This window comes from Bacillus sp. YBWC18 (genome assembly GCF_002998775.1).
Lineage (GTDB): Bacteria > Bacillota > Bacilli > Bacillales > Bacillaceae > Bacillus.
Genome location: NZ_PVRI01000001.1, coordinates 620,891 through 632,771, shown reverse-complemented (window position 1 = coordinate 632,771; position 11,881 = coordinate 620,891). Strand labels below are relative to the sequence as shown.

The 11,881-nt window shown below is 43.1% G+C and carries 14 protein-coding genes; 1 reads left to right on the top strand and 13 read right to left on the bottom strand.

Translation table 11 applies throughout. The features are described 5' to 3' along the window. Positions 1-73: 73 nt before the first annotated feature. From rnc to C6348_RS03290, 11 genes are all read right to left on the bottom strand, one after another. Positions 74-817 (bottom strand): ribonuclease III, encoded by a 744-nt coding sequence (gene rnc / locus C6348_RS03340; protein ID WP_106041872.1) that lies wholly within the window; start codon positions 815-817, stop codon positions 74-76. 184 nt (positions 818-1,001) lie between these two features. Next, positions 1,002-1,235, bottom strand: coding sequence for an acyl carrier protein (gene acpP / locus C6348_RS03335; protein ID WP_003212028.1), 234 nt, complete (start codon positions 1,233-1,235; stop codon positions 1,002-1,004). Positions 1,236-1,316: 81 nt separating this feature from the next. Next, the gene (fabG, locus tag C6348_RS03330) at positions 1,317-2,060 is read right to left on the bottom strand and encodes a 3-oxoacyl-[acyl-carrier-protein] reductase (RefSeq protein ID WP_060596235.1); all 744 of its coding nucleotides are present in this window, start codon (positions 2,058-2,060) and stop codon (positions 1,317-1,319) included. Continuing rightward, a complete protein-coding gene (gene fabD / locus C6348_RS03325) occupies positions 2,060-3,004 on the bottom strand; it encodes an ACP S-malonyltransferase (RefSeq protein WP_106041870.1) in 945 nt (314 codons plus the stop codon). The genes fabG and fabD overlap by 1 nt, the downstream gene beginning before the upstream one ends. Before the next feature lie 15 nt (positions 3,005-3,019). Then, a complete protein-coding gene (gene plsX, locus C6348_RS03320; protein ID WP_058014010.1) occupies positions 3,020-4,018 on the bottom strand; it encodes a phosphate acyltransferase PlsX in 999 nt (332 codons plus the stop codon). Between the two features lie 15 nt (positions 4,019-4,033). Beyond that, positions 4,034-4,600 carry a transcription factor FapR gene (fapR, locus tag C6348_RS03315; protein WP_024424199.1) on the bottom strand — a complete coding sequence of 189 codons (567 nt, stop codon included), beginning with the start codon at positions 4,598-4,600 and terminating at the stop codon, positions 4,034-4,036. 112 nt (positions 4,601-4,712) lie between these two features. Then, on the bottom strand, positions 4,713-6,761 hold the full coding sequence (recG, locus tag C6348_RS03310) for an ATP-dependent DNA helicase RecG (RefSeq protein WP_106041868.1): 2,049 nt from the start codon (positions 6,759-6,761) through the stop codon (positions 4,713-4,715). Further along, positions 6,739-7,641: an L-serine ammonia-lyase, iron-sulfur-dependent, subunit alpha gene (sdaAA, locus tag C6348_RS03305; protein ID WP_034663849.1), complete on the bottom strand. Its 903-nt coding sequence runs from the start codon at positions 7,639-7,641 to the stop codon at positions 6,739-6,741. Before sdaAA ends, recG begins: the two co-directional genes overlap by 23 nt. 20 nt (positions 7,642-7,661) lie before the next feature. Then, a complete protein-coding gene (sdaAB, locus tag C6348_RS03300; RefSeq protein ID WP_034662425.1) occupies positions 7,662-8,324 on the bottom strand; it encodes an L-serine ammonia-lyase, iron-sulfur-dependent subunit beta in 663 nt (220 codons plus the stop codon). Positions 8,325-8,473: 149 nt separating this feature from the next. Next, complete coding sequence (locus C6348_RS03295) at positions 8,474-10,147, bottom strand: DAK2 domain-containing protein (RefSeq protein WP_034662426.1); 1,674 nt, start codon at positions 10,145-10,147, stop codon at positions 8,474-8,476. A gap of 15 nt (positions 10,148-10,162) precedes the next feature. After that, a complete protein-coding gene (locus C6348_RS03290) occupies positions 10,163-10,525 on the bottom strand; it encodes an Asp23/Gls24 family envelope stress response protein (RefSeq protein WP_003211680.1) in 363 nt (120 codons plus the stop codon). A gap of 271 nt (positions 10,526-10,796) precedes the next feature. Between C6348_RS03290 and rpmB the strand changes: the two genes are divergently transcribed. Further along, positions 10,797-10,985 (top strand): 50S ribosomal protein L28, encoded by a 189-nt coding sequence (gene rpmB, locus C6348_RS03285; protein WP_003212514.1) that lies wholly within the window; start codon positions 10,797-10,799, stop codon positions 10,983-10,985. A gap of 69 nt (positions 10,986-11,054) precedes the next feature. Here the strand turns inward: rpmB and spoVM are convergent, their stop codons facing one another. Both spoVM and C6348_RS03275 read right to left on the bottom strand, forming a co-directional pair. Beyond that, entirely contained in the window at positions 11,055-11,135 is an 81-nt protein-coding gene (gene spoVM / locus C6348_RS03280) for a stage V sporulation protein SpoVM (protein ID WP_008354550.1), read from the bottom strand. A 71-nt stretch (positions 11,136-11,206) separates the two neighbouring features. Beyond that, complete coding sequence (locus C6348_RS03275) at positions 11,207-11,851, bottom strand: thiamine diphosphokinase (RefSeq protein WP_106041866.1); 645 nt, start codon at positions 11,849-11,851, stop codon at positions 11,207-11,209. Positions 11,852-11,881 lie beyond the last annotated feature (30 nt).

Here is an 11,881-nt window from a genome sequence, read left to right as displayed (position 1 = left end):
ATCATCTTACCATATGAAGTGAAAAAAGATGATGGAAAACAGAGTGAAATCCCCCTGAATGACGAGGGGGATTTTATTGGTTCATATGATGTTTCTGCAATTTAGCAAGTGCTTCCTGTGCAGCATGCTGTTCTGCTTCTTTTTTAGAGCGGCCATTTCCAATTCCGAGCACTTCTCCGCGAAGGGACACATTTGCTTCAAATTCCCGGTTATGTGCTGGTCCTTTTTCATGCAGGATGTGGTATTCCAGTACACCTTTTCCATCGCGCTGAACGAATTCTTGCAGCTGGCTTTTAAAGTCCATGACATGCGAGAACGCTCCATCGTTAATTTTCGGATAGACATAGGCTTCTAGGAATCGTTCCACTGGCACCAGCCCCTGATCTAAATAAAGTGCGCCGATAAACGCCTCGAATACGTCCGCTAAGAGTGCTGGTCGTTTTCTCCCGCCTGTCATTTCTTCGCCTTTTCCTAAAAGAACAAGGTCACCGAAGGACAGCTCATGTGCCAGAGACACAAGTGACGGTTCACATACGATTGCCGCTCTTAGTTTCGTTAAATCTCCCTCGCTCATCGCGGGATATTTCGCAAATAAGAATTGAGAGATCGTCAATTCTAAAACAGCATCTCCTAGAAATTCAAGTCTTTCATTATCCTCGTATGGCTTTTTCCGGTGTTCATTCACATAAGAGGAATGCGTAAAGGCTTGATATAGAAGTTTTTCATTTTGAAAGTGTACAGAAATGCGCTGCTGGAACTCTCTAAATTGCTCTAGTTTTTTGCTCTGTTTCTGTTTGTCTTTATAGTGTTTTGGCATAGCAACCTCCAGGTAGGCTTAATCGCCTTTAAGGATACTGATTATATGGAGTCTCTCTTTCTACATGCAAGGAAACATTGCTCCTTAGCATCTGAAAAAGGCTGACAATTGATCAGCTGAATGTGTTGAAACTAACATAAATTTTCAAAGTCCCGTCATGAAAATAGACGGGACTTTGTTACGCTTATTGCTGGCTATTTATGTAGTTCACAGCGTCACCGACTGTTGCAATTTTTTCAGCATCTTCGTCAGAAATTTCCATATCGAACTCATCTTCAAGTTCCATAACTAGCTCAACTACATCAAGGGAATCAGCGCCTAAATCTTCTTTAAATGAAGCTTCCATTTTCACGTCAGCCTCATCAACGCCAAGGCGGTCTACAATAATTTTTGATACACGCTCTAATACGTCTGCCATTGCCTTTCACCTCCCCTCAAAGTATTATAGTTGATTCGTTTTTAAAAAACTAGAGAAAACCTAATGAAATTTTGATATTTCTTAGGACATAACCATTCCGCCATCTACTTGGATGGTTTGGCCTGTAATATAACCTGCTCCTTCTGAAGCTAAAAAGACAACGACGTTGCTAATATCTTCAGGTGCACCAAAGCGTGCAAGCGGGATTTGTTTGAGCATTTCAGACTGCACATTCTCATCAAGCTTGTCTGTCATATCTGTCGAAATAAAGCCTGGTGCTACTGCATTGACTGTAATATGACGGGTTGCCAGCTCTTTTGCTGTTGTTTTCGTTAACCCGATGACGCCAGCTTTTGCTGCAACATAGTTTGCTTGTCCAGGGTTTCCACATACGCCAACCACTGAAGCCAAGTTGATGATTCTTCCGCTGCGCTGTTTCATCATTTGACGTGTCACGGCTTTTGTACAGTTAAAGACCCCTTTTAAGTTTATGTTAATGACGTCATCCCATTCATTTTCTTTCATTCTCATGAGCAGGTTGTCCTTTGTGATCCCTGCATTATTGACAAGGATGTCAATTGAACCAAATGTGTCAATCGCTTGTTTCATGAGCGCTTGTACTTCTTCAGCATTTGAAACATCAGCTTTAACGGCAAATGCCTGCTGGCCAAGTGCTTTGATTTCGTCTACGACTTCATTTGCTTTTGCTTCGTTTCCAGAATAGTTGACGACAACATTTGCACCATTCTTCGCTAAATCGATCGCGATGGAACGGCCAATCCCGCGTGATGCACCTGTTACAACGGCTGTTTTATTTGTCAGCATCAAGAATCCTCCTTCAATGTTTGAATAGCTGCTTCAATTGTTTCCTGATCTGAAACAGAAATGGTTGTCAGGCGGCGATTGACCTTTTTCACAAGGCCTGAAAGTACTTTGCCCGGACCAATTTCAATAAACGTTGTCACGCCTAAATCAATGAGGCGTTCCACACTTTCTTCAAATCGAACAGGAGAATACAATTGTTCAATGAGCTTTGTCTCAATAGCATCACGAGATGTGACGATGTCTGCTGTTACATTTGAGATCACTGGTGTTTTGGCATCCGAAATGTCTAGCTTTGACAGAACATCTGTGAATTTTTCAGCGGCTGGTTTCATTAAGGCAGAATGGAAAGGTCCGCTCACTTCAAGGGCAATCGCACGTTTTGCGCCTTTTTCTTTCGCTTTCTCTGAAGCTAGTTCTACACCTTTTGCTGTACCAGAGATGACGATTTGACCAGGACAGTTTAGGTTAGCGAGTTCTACAAGGTGACCGCTCTCTGTCACTTCTTTTGTCACTTCTAGAAGCGCCGCTTGATCTAAACCAAGAATCGCTGCCATGGCGCCTTCTCCTGCTGGAACAGCTTCGTTCATTAATTCGCCGCGCTTTCTTACTGCATAGACAGCATCTTGAAACGAAAGTGCGCCTGCTGCAACGAGAGCCGTATATTCACCAAGGCTATGTCCTGCTGCGTAATCTGCTTTGATTCCGCTATCTTCAAATTTCTTTAAGATGGCGATACTTGTCGTTAAAAGAGCTGGCTGCGCGTTATAAGTGAGCGTCAGTTCTTCTGCATCTCCTTCAAAAATCATCGAAGATAAGTCAAAACCGAGGGTCTTGTCTGCTTCTTCAAATACAGCTTTAGATACTGCTTCTTGGTCAAATAAATCTTTTCCCATGCCAATTTTTTGAGAGCCTTGGCCAGGGAATAAAAATGCAATTTTAGTCATGCTGCTTTACCTCCATTAAGACTCGTTCGTGGTTTCTTTTTGGACTTCTTGATGAATGATGGCTGAAACGTCTTTTTCTACGATATCACGTGCCTGACGAATTGCATGAAAAATGGCGTTTTCATCAGAGGAGCCGTGTGCTTTAATGACAGGTGCTTTTAAACCAAATAAAGCGGCACCGCCATATTCGGAGTAATCCATTTTAGACTTCATCTGCATCAATTTCGGCTTCATCATGCCAGCTGCTATTTTTGCTGTGAAGCTGGATGTTAATGTTTCTTTCAGCATTTTAAATACAGAAAGGGCTGTGCCTTCAATCGTTTTCAAGGCGATATTTCCTGTGAAACCATCTGTGACAACAACATCAGCAACACCTTCTAGTAAATCACGAGACTCCACATTCCCTACGAAATTCAAGTCTGATGCTTTTAATAATTCAAAGGTTTTTTTCGTGAGATCGTTGCCTTTTTTATCTTCTGTTCCTACATTTAACAATCCAACGCGCGGATTGCTCTTTGGAAAGACACGCTCTGCGTAGATTGATCCCATCATGGCATATTGCACAAGGTGTTCTGGTTTGGCATCAACGTTTGCGCCGACATCCAGTAATAAAAACCCGCTGCCATCAAGTGTTGGCAGTGTTGGAGCAAGTGCCGGTCTGTCTATGCCGTCGATTCTGCCTACGATAAACAATCCTGCTGTCATGAGAGCTCCAGTATTTCCTGCTGAGATGCAGGCATCTGCACGTCCCTCGGATACTTCCTGCGCCATTTTCACCATAGATGAATCCTTTTTACGTCTAACTGCACGCACTGGTTCATCTGTCGGTTCAATGACTTCTTTTGCATCTAAAATCGTGATGCGCTCGTTATTTGTTATGTATGGTTTGATTTTGTTTTCATCGCCGACAAGTGTAATCTCGATATCTGAAAATGCCGTTAAGCTTTTTTGCACACCGTCAATAATGGCTTTAGGGGCATGGTCTCCCCCCATTGCATCGACTGCAATTCTCATATTACGTGCCACCTTTTACTTTTGTTTTGAGCGATACATGACGAAGTCACCTGAGAAGACAACTTCCTCACCGACATAGCTGTTTACTTCAACTACAGTTCTGCCTTTTTCTTTATCATGTGAGGCTACTTTAGCTTTTGAGACGACTCGTTCGCCTTGTTTAACCTGCCTTGTAAATCTGATATTCGCTTTTGCTGTCAGCGCCAGTTCATCGTCGATGACGGCTACTGCGAGCGAATTTGCCTGGGCGAAGAGATGATGTCCCCTGGCAATTTGATTTCGGCTAAATACATGCTCTTTTCTCACTTCTAAAATGGAAATGGCTTGGTCATCAAGCTCTACATCAATCATTTCTCCAATCACTTCATCCAGCGGAAGTGACTTCACTTCATCCTCTAATGTCTTTTCGGCCACATGCTTAATTCTTTCGCGTAATTCAGGAATCGACAGTTCCAAACGATCAAGACGAACCGTTTGAATGCTTACACCGAATTTACTTGCCAATTCTTCATCAGTAATGAACGGAGTCGAGCTGATCGTTTGCTGGAGAAGCTTTTGACGTTCTTTTTTATTTAGTTTCATATGCAGACACCATCCGTACATTTATGACTAGGTACTAATAGTAGTATATAATCTCATAGATGATAAATCAATCCTTGTTTCAAAAAGACAAGAAAATTCCTCCAGCGCTTGATCAGCTTAATTTATCTCCGCCCAGCACCCCGCTGTCTACAAGTGTTTGCCGAAGTTCTTTGTATTCGGGGTCTGTCCAAAATGCGTCTGATTGCACAAGTTCTGCCGCATCTTTTCTAGCAGTTTCCAGCGCTCTGTAGTCATGAACCATATCTGCTACTTTAAATTCAGGCATTCCGCTTTGTTTTTTACCGAAGAAATCGCCGGGTCCTCTTAGTTCTAAGTCCTTTTCAGACAGCTCAAAGCCGTCGGTTGTTTCGGACATGATCCGCATCCGCTCTTTCCCCGTTTCTGATTTTGGATCCGCCATTAAAACACAAAATGATTGATGCTCTCCGCGTCCAACCCGGCCTCTGAGCTGATGAAGCTGAGACAGTCCGAAGCGGTCTGCATCATAAATGACCATGATAGTCGCATTCGGTACGTTGACCCCGACTTCAACGACTGTGGTTGAAACGAGAATTTGAACTTCATTTGCTGTAAAGTCTCTCATCACCTGATCTTTTTCGTCACTCGCCAGTTTCCCGTGCATTAAGCCGATCGACCACTTACCGCGGTAAGCCTCTGTCAGCATACTGTGGACATCGATCGCATTTTGCACATCCAGCTTGTCTGATTCTTCTATGAGCGGACAAATAATATACGCCTGTCTTCCTTTTCTCAGCTCTTTATCCACAAATGCAAGAATCCTCTCAAGCATGTCATGCTTGACCCAATACGTTTCGATCTGTTTTCTGCCGGCTGGTAATTCATCAATGACGGATACGTCCATTTCTCCAAAGACAGTGATTGCAAGTGTTCGCGGAATAGGTGTGGCAGTCATAAACAAGACATCTGGGTCCTGCCCTTTACTTCTTAGTTTTTTTCGCTGTTCTACGCCAAACCGGTGCTGCTCATCTGTGATAACAAGACCGAGCTGCTGAAATTCGACTTCGTCTTGAATGAGCGCATGCGTACCGACTAATATATCAATCTCGCCCTCTTTTAGACGTTCCAGCAATTCTCTGCGGCGCTTTCCTTTCACAGAGCTTGTCAGAAGGGCGATATTCAGTCCCCATTTTTCAAACAGCTGGTAAAGTGAATCTGCATGCTGTTCTGCCAAAATCTCTGTTGGGACCATTAATGCTCCTTGATAGCCGGATAAATGAGCGGCATAAAGCGCAATGGCTGCAACAGCTGTTTTCCCTGAGCCAACATCTCCTTGGAGCAGACGGTTCATCCGGTACGGGGATGCCATATCAGACATAATTTCATCAAGCACTCTTGATTGTGCCTTCGTCAGCGGAAATGGCAGGCTGTGAACAAACTCAAAAACAGCCTCTTTGGAAAACGGATGCTGGATGCCTGATGTTTTTTCTCGCTCTTTCTTTCTGATTGCCTGCATCTTCAATTGAAAGATGAGAAATTCCTCGTACACAAAGCGGCGTCTTGCTTGCTTGAGCGATTCTCTTGTTTCTGGCAGATGAATGGTTTTTAACGCTTCCTGATAGGACATGAGTTTATAGGCAAAGGCAAGCTGCTTTGGCAGTGGATCTTCGGCTTTATCTACATAAAGTGACAGGGCTTGTTTTACAAAACGCCTCATCATCTTCACGGTTACATTTCCTTTTACTGAATAAACAGGCTCTATACTTCCATCTTGCTCGTGCGTCCCTTTTTTAAATTCCTGCACCATGATGGATTGACGGTTTTTATCCCATTTCCCAGTGACGGATACTGTATCACCTAAAACAAGGCTTCGTTTTAAATAAGGGCGATTGAAGCAAATCGCTGTGATGAGAAAACGCCCGACAAGCAGCCTGAATGTCAGCCTGCTTCGTTTTTTTCCATAATAGGTGAGGACGGGCTCACTGTGCACTTTCCCTTCAACTGTGACACGTTCATCATGCTTAACTTCTTCTAAATTACGAAGCTCATAGTCGTCATATCGATAAGGAAAGTAGCCAAGCAAATCGGCTACTGTATAGATTCCAAGTTCATTGAGTGTTTTTTCAGTTTCTTCTCCAATCCCCTTGAGGACAGAGACATTATCTTGCAGTTTCTGTATCACGAGATGAGGTCACACCTCCGAAAATCTTCTTTTCAAGCTCTCTTGCTGTCGGTGTTGCAGCAAGTCCTCCTTGTGCTGTTTCGCGAAGTGCCGTTGGCATGGTTTGACCGATTTTATACATCGCATCAATGACTTCATCACATGGAATACGGCTTGTGATGCCAGCAAGTGCCATATCTGCTGCGATCATCGCATTTGATGCACCCATTGCGTTTCGTTTTACGCACGGTACCTCGACAAGTCCAGCTACTGGGTCACAAACAAGTCCAAGCATATTTTTCAGTGTAATCGCCATCGCTTCAGCAGATTGCTGAGGTGTACCGCCTGCCATTTCGACAATGGCTGCTGCCGCCATACCTGATGCTGAACCTACCTCTGCCTGACAGCCGCCTGCTGCACCAGAGATGCTCGCATTATTGGCCACAACAAAACCAAATGCGCCAGAGGTGAATAGGAATCTGACCATTTGTTCCTTAGTTGGCTTTAATGTTTCCTTTACTGCAAATAACGTACCCGGCACAACACCTGCTGAGCCTGCTGTAGGCGTTGCACAAATCGTCCCCATTGCGGCATTGACTTCATTCGTTGCCACTGCCTTACTGACAGCATCTAATATTGTATGTCCAGACAGCGTTTTGCCTGATGCGATATATGCTTGAAGTTTGACCGCATCTCCGCCTGTTAAACCTGATAATGATTTCACACCTTTCAGCCCGTTTTCTACGGCCTGTTCCATCACTTCTAGGTTGCGGTACATCTGGGAGAAAATATCTTCACGTGACTTCCCTGTCACTTCCATTTCTTGCGCGATCATTATTTCTGAAATGGAGGTATTCCGTTCTTCTGTTAGCTGCACGAGTTCTTTGACGTTTTTAAACATCATTCATAACCTCCTTGTTGTTACTCTGCAATTTGTGTGACTTGAATAATGTTTGGCAGCGTTTCAAGCTCTGATAGGACAGCTGGGTCAATATTTTGATCCACTTCGATGGTCATCAGAGCCTCTTGCCCGACATCTTTACGTGCCACTTCCATATGACCGATGTTGATGGCGAATTTCGCTAACACATTGGCCACTGCTGCAATCGTGCCGTAGCGATCGTTATGAACCACAAGAATGGCAGGATGATTTCCTGAAAGCCTGAGCTCAAAGCCATTCAGTTCAGTGATTTCAATTTTACCACCGCCGATGGAAATCCCGATTAATTCAAGCTTTCCATTTGCATCTGATATCTCTACTTTTGCTGTATTCGGATGCGCTGGCACCGCATCTTCTTCTTTAAATTCAATGTCGATCTCTTTGCTTTTTGCAATATCAATCGCTGTTTTGATGCGTTCATCAAATGTATCAAAATCAAGAACACCGCCGATAATGGCGACATCTGTACCGTGTCCTTTATACGTATCTTTAAAAGAGCCATAAAATGAAACGACAATTTGTTTCGGTTCTCTTCCAAATAAGCTGCGAGCCACTCTCCCTATACGAGCCGCACCCGCTGTGTGCGAACTTGATGGACCAATCATGACGGGTCCAATAATATCAAACACACTTCTAAATTTCATAGGTCTTCCCCTCTCATAACCACTCACATATTGGTTTGGTTCTTTCTTTAGACTAATGGATTCATTCGTTTCCCGCAACTCATTTCACCGTTGAATCACTAGTAAAAAATTGCAAAAGAAGAAGAAGGGCTTTATTTGCCCTTCTTTCGTTATTCAACAGCCAAAATATATGAATAAAGCGGCTGTTTTCCATCGTGGACTTCAACTTCTACATCTTCAAATGTTTCTTCAATAAAGGCTTCTAACGCATCCATCTCTTCAGATGATGCATCTTCCCCTTTAATGATCGTGACAATCTCATCATCTTCTGTCACCATTTTGGTCAAAAGCTCTTTTGCTGCATCTAATTGATTTTTCGCGGTTAAGGTAATTTTCCCGTTAAAGAGACCCATATAATCGCCTTTGGCAATGTCGATTCCATCAATTTGGGTATCTCTCACTGCAAAGGTAATTTGGCCGCTTTTCACGTGGTCAATCGCTTCTAGCATTGCTGCTTCGTTGTCTTCATTTGAAGCTGCTTCATTTAGAGAAAGAAGTGCCGACATTCCTTGGGGAACGGTCTTCGTCGGAATGACAACGACCTCACGACTTGAGACAGTTGCCGCCTGTTTCGCTGCCATGACAATATTAGAATTATTAGGTAAGATAAAGACGGTTTCGGCATGTACGCTTTCAATTGCTGTGACAATGTCTTCTGTGCTCGGGTTCATCGTCTGTCCGCCTTCAATGACGACGGAAGCTCCGATACTTTTAAACAAGTCAGCAATTCCTTCTCCCATTGCGACACTGACGACTCCAAAGCGCTGTTTTTCAGCAGCAGGTGCCTTTGGTGCAGCGGGCGCGTGTTCTCTTTCTTCGTTCACAATCGAGCTATGCTGCTCTCTCATATTTTCAATTTTCATATTGATCAGGCTGCCGTAGCGCTGTGCATAGGATAAGACATCTCCAGGCTGCTCTGCATGAATATGAACTTTCGCCAGCGTTTCATCAGACACCACAAGAAGTGAATCTCCGAATTCGCTTAAGTCTTCTCTGAAGGCATTCTCATCAAAGGACTGTTTGTCTTCTTCAAATTTCACCATAAATTCAGTACAATAACCAAATTCGATATCTTCAGTGTTCATATGGCTTTGTGCACTTTTATGATGCTCTGCACTGACAAGTTCTTTTAACGTTGGCAAAGAGGCCGCTTTCAGATGGAGGTCCTCTCCTCTTAATGAAGCAAGGAAACCTTCATATACGCATAGAAGTCCTTTACCCCCACTATCGACAACGCCCACTTCTTTTAAAACAGGAAGCAGATCCGGCGTTCGATCAAGTGATGCTCTCGCTTCCTCAATCGTTAACTCAAGAACGCGGTCAATGTCATTTTCTGCCGCTGAAACAGCAACCGCTTTCTTTGCTGCATCCTTTGCAACCGTTAAGATGGTCCCTTCAATCGGTTTCATCACGGCTTTATATGCTGTATCAACACCTGCCTGTAAGGCAAGGGCAAATTCTTTTGCATCAATCGTTTCTTTTTGTTCGATATGTTTACTGAAACCTCTAAAGAGCTGTGAAAGGATCACGCCTGAGTTTCCTCTTGCGCCCATCAATAGCCCTTTTGACAGGGCCACGCCGACCTTCCCAATATGATCGGTATTTGTTTCTTCAACTGCTTTTGCCCCTGAAGTCATCGACAAATTCATATTTGTCCCCGTGTCTCCGTCTGGCACTGGAAAAACATTTAACGCATCAACAATTTGTGCGTTTTGAGAAAGATGGTGAGCACCTGCAAGAATCATTTTTGCAAATGAGCGGCCATCAAGATTTCTAATAGACAATATATTTCCTCCTTACTACGGGTTCGTAACTCTTACTCCTTGTACATAAATGTTGACCGAATCAACAGAAAGTCCAACTGTGTGAGAAATCGTATATTTGACTTTCGTTTGAACATTATGTGCGACTTCTGATATTTTTGTACCGTAGCTGACGATGATGTACATATCAATATGAATGCGGTCTTCTTTTTGACGCACAAGAACACCCCGGCTGAAGTTCTCTTTGCGGAGAATATCCGTCAAGCCGTCCTTGATTTGATTTTTGGACGCCATCCCAACAATACCATAGCAATCGATCGCAGCGCCTCCTGCCACCATTGCAATGACTTCATTTGATATATCAATTTGTCCGTATTTCGTTCTAAGTTCAATGGACACATTGGTTCCCCCTTTTTGAGAAATTGCCCTGAGTTATCACTATTTTACTATAAGACCCTTCTTTTTAAAAGAAATCATTCAATCCGACCCAATCCTACTTATACTATAGCCTCGATTTTTTATCAAGATGTCAAGGTATTTTTCTTGAAAGAGGAGTAAACAATCCTTGCAAACCCCTTGAAGCTGTGGTAAATTATTAAAGTATCTTGAGGCATCTCTAAGTACGTATATGAAGAATATGATGATGTTTTCGCAGTTAGGAGGGAAACAAATGGCACGTAAATGCGTTATTACAGGCAGAAAAACAAAAGCTGGGAACAACCGTTCTCACGCAATGAACTCTACAAAACGTACATGGGGCGCGAACCTTCAAAAAGTTCGTATTCTAGTGGACGGTAAGCCTAAAAGAGTATATGTATCAGCTCGAGCTTTGAAATCTGGTAAAGTTGAGCGTGTATAAGCAAGAGTAAACGCCTGCTACAATGAATTGTAGCAGGCGTTTTTATGTGGAAATAAAGGAGATTACTCATTAATCTTTCTTAAATGAACCAAGCATCGCACGGACAATGCCGCCAAGAAATCTAGGCAGTTTGATTGTATAAAATTTCATTTTGTCCCCCTCCTAAAAGTACCGCTTGCAGCACAATTGAGCTTAATCAGCCATCCACATTGATAGGTTGGTCAATCTTTGCTTCTTACCATTATTAATATGCCTTCATGAAAAGAAAAAGTACCATTTGAGTGGATGAGTTCGTTACTAATACATAGTGTGGAACCAGGCTCAATATGACAATTTTTCAGAGGATATTTGAAACCTTTTAATGTCAGCTTTTCAACCGGTGTTCCAAAGGGTAGAAACGACACATATTTTTTATCCTGATCTTCTTTTATTTCGTATGTACCAGGTTCAAACATTTGAATGATATTTTGTTTGTCTACAAGGGTGATATTCTGCTTGTGCTGAATCCCTTTGTAAAGAAGATGGATATTTCCTAGAAAATGATCAGCCCTTCCTCCCGTAATACCGTAGATGTAAATATGTGCTGGATGCTGACTCAATGCCCAGTTCAGCGCAAGCTCTAAATCGGTTTCATCCTTTTCAGCTTGAAATACATTCAGGGCAGGCAATTTTTCTTTCAGCCCCCGAAGCTCTTCTTCTGTCACACTGTCAAAATCACCAAAGGCTTTGGCAGGGATGATGCCTTGCTCTAGTAAGAAGAGGGTTCCACGGTCTACGCCAATCCAGAGAATATCCTTCTGTGATGCTTCATGTTCAAGTGGCGGAATGTATCCAAAAGGACCGCCGGCTACGATATGTATGTGCATGATATACGCTCCTCTCTATATAAAAAGAAC

Excerpts from the sequence above, each read along its gene's own strand:
- acpP (WP_003212028.1), bottom strand. The coding sequence starts at position 1,235 with ATGGCAGACGTATTAGAGCGTGTATCAAAAATTATTGTAGACCGCCTT.
- fabG (WP_060596235.1), bottom strand. The coding sequence starts at position 2,060 with ATGCTGACAAATAAAACAGCCGTTGTAACAGGTGCATCACGCGGGATT.
- plsX (WP_058014010.1), bottom strand. The coding sequence starts at position 4,018 with ATGAGAATTGCAGTCGATGCAATGGGGGGAGACCATGCCCCTAAAGCC.
- spoVM (WP_008354550.1), bottom strand. The coding sequence starts at position 11,135 with ATGAAATTTTATACAATCAAACTGCCTAGATTTCTTGGCGGCATTGTC.
- rnc (WP_106041872.1), bottom strand. The coding sequence starts at position 817 with ATGCCAAAACACTATAAAGACAAACAGAAACAGAGCAAAAAACTAGAG.
- fabD (WP_106041870.1), bottom strand. The coding sequence starts at position 3,004 with ATGACTAAAATTGCATTTTTATTCCCTGGCCAAGGCTCTCAAAAAATT.
- sdaAA (WP_034663849.1), bottom strand. The coding sequence starts at position 7,641 with ATGTTTAAAAACGTCAAAGAACTCGTGCAGCTAACAGAAGAACGGAAT.
- sdaAB (WP_034662425.1), bottom strand. The coding sequence starts at position 8,324 with ATGAAATTTAGAAGTGTGTTTGATATTATTGGACCCGTCATGATTGGT.
- rpmB (WP_003212514.1), top strand. The coding sequence starts at position 10,797 with ATGGCACGTAAATGCGTTATTACAGGCAGAAAAACAAAAGCTGGGAAC.
- C6348_RS03275 (WP_106041866.1), bottom strand. The coding sequence starts at position 11,851 with ATGCACATACATATCGTAGCCGGCGGTCCTTTTGGATACATTCCGCCA.
- fapR (WP_024424199.1), bottom strand. The coding sequence starts at position 4,600 with ATGAAACTAAATAAAAAAGAACGTCAAAAGCTTCTCCAGCAAACGATC.